At 44.2% G+C, this 1,603-nt stretch carries 3 protein-coding genes; all 3 read right to left on the reverse strand.

Annotation, left to right across the window (positions count from 1 at the left end; genetic code table 11):
• The coding region (locus tag ABYP33_RS19045; RefSeq protein ID WP_373092918.1) for a DEAD/DEAH box helicase at positions 1–765 on the reverse strand (765 nt) is incomplete at its 3' end.
• The gene (locus ABYP33_RS19050; protein ID WP_373092920.1) at positions 734–1,123 is read right to left on the reverse strand and encodes a hypothetical protein; all 390 of its coding nucleotides are present in this window, start codon (positions 1,121–1,123) and stop codon (positions 734–736) included. The genes ABYP33_RS19045 and ABYP33_RS19050, both read right to left, overlap by 32 nt.
• The coding region (locus ABYP33_RS19055; protein ID WP_373092922.1) for an N-acetylmuramoyl-L-alanine amidase at positions 1,110–1,603 on the reverse strand (494 nt) is incomplete at its 5' end. The genes ABYP33_RS19050 and ABYP33_RS19055, both read right to left, overlap by 14 nt.

A 1,603-nucleotide genomic window follows, 5' to 3' on the forward strand; every position in this document is an offset into this window, starting at 1 on the left:
AGCACTGGAAGTTATACCAGCGTCTACCAATACGTTTCTCAGAAGCTCTGCCTCTGCTATAGTCTTTAAGTATACCACAGCTTTGTGTCCACTGTGTCTCTGCTTATAAGTATTGATAATCCTTGCGAACATATCAGCTTGGTCAAAGGTATTGAAGTCCATACCGTTAAGCTTAGGTGGTACTAGATACCCTTGGTCTATTAGCTCCTGTGTGCTGATGGTATAGGCTACCTCTTCAAACAGGTTAGTCATTAGCTTGTTCTGTCTAAATGGTGTGGCCGTAAAACCTATGACGTATGCATCGGGGAACATCTCAAGGATAGTATTGTAACTATCGTTCCCTACTAGGTGACACTCGTCAATGATGATAAGTTCTATATTGAGTCGTTCAAGCGTCCCAGTTCCAAAAGAAAGTTTATCTGCCCACTTGAGCAGTTTCTCTTCACTTCGGAAAGATTGCATTGTTGTGATAATTGTTTGAGCTTCTGTTGTTGGTAGTCTGTCGGCTTGTAAGACTTGCGAATTAATCCCCCACTCTTCCCTGAACCTATCTCCTGTTTGACTTGTAAGCAACCCGAGATGGCTAATGATTGCAGCTCGTTGAGTAGGGTTTTTGTGTGCAAACTCTCTACAAATACTGCCGAATATGGTAGTCTTGCCTGACCCCGTGGGGAGTATACAAGCCACTCTTTTGCCTCCCTGTCTAAATACATTCCGTACCCCTTCAACTGTGTCATTCTGATATCCCCTCAATGTTACTGACATGCTTTCCCCCTGATGTCTTTATTAATTCTCTAGCGTCATCAACGCTGCAACATATTCCTGCTATCCCACCTAAATCCTGCACCTTCTTAAGAAAGTCGTGCTGCTCATTAGATACTCTGGCGGCTCTATCTCGCTTAACTTCGATGGCCAACAGTCTTCCATGATAGAGTCCAAGTATGTCAGCCACTCCATTGATGACAAACTTATTTCTATTTCTTCTATAGCAACCTCGTGATGGGTCATAAATTCCAGTGCTATTGTTCTTCCATGCGAAGCACTGCGGTAGGTAGTTAAGATAGGTAAGTATAGCTGTTTCAATAGCCTTCTCACTTGGTTTCTTTTTCTTACTTGATGCCACCACAGTAGTCCTTAAGCCAATCAGCATAGTCCAGATAGCTAATGTAATCATCTTCATTATCTATGAAGAACGGTTCGATTAGCAAGACTACCTGCACACCAGCATCCTTTACATACTTCAGGTTATAATACCCACGACCACCACGACCTATCTCTTTCACACCACGGCTACGCTTCTTGAACCTAGTGCAGTATGACTCAAGCATATCCTCTGCGTATGCTCTACTCTTATAGTCACCAGCCAGTACCAGTATCTCAGCTCCATGTGCCTTGCCGTTGTATGCATTGCAATGAAGTTCCACTGATACATCCACTCCCATCTGTCCCATCTTCTTTGCTGCACCCTTCCGTCCACCGAAGTCACGACGGGCATAAGGTAGGCCGACACGCTGTGCTGCTAGGAAGTTGTAGTTATACTCAGACATCTTACCATCTAATGTCTGTGCTCCCATAGCTGTAGCTGTGTGTCCTACTATCAAGC

It is taken from the genome of Zhongshania sp. (assembly GCF_041584495.1).
Classification (GTDB): domain Bacteria; phylum Pseudomonadota; class Gammaproteobacteria; order Pseudomonadales; family Spongiibacteraceae; genus Spongiibacter.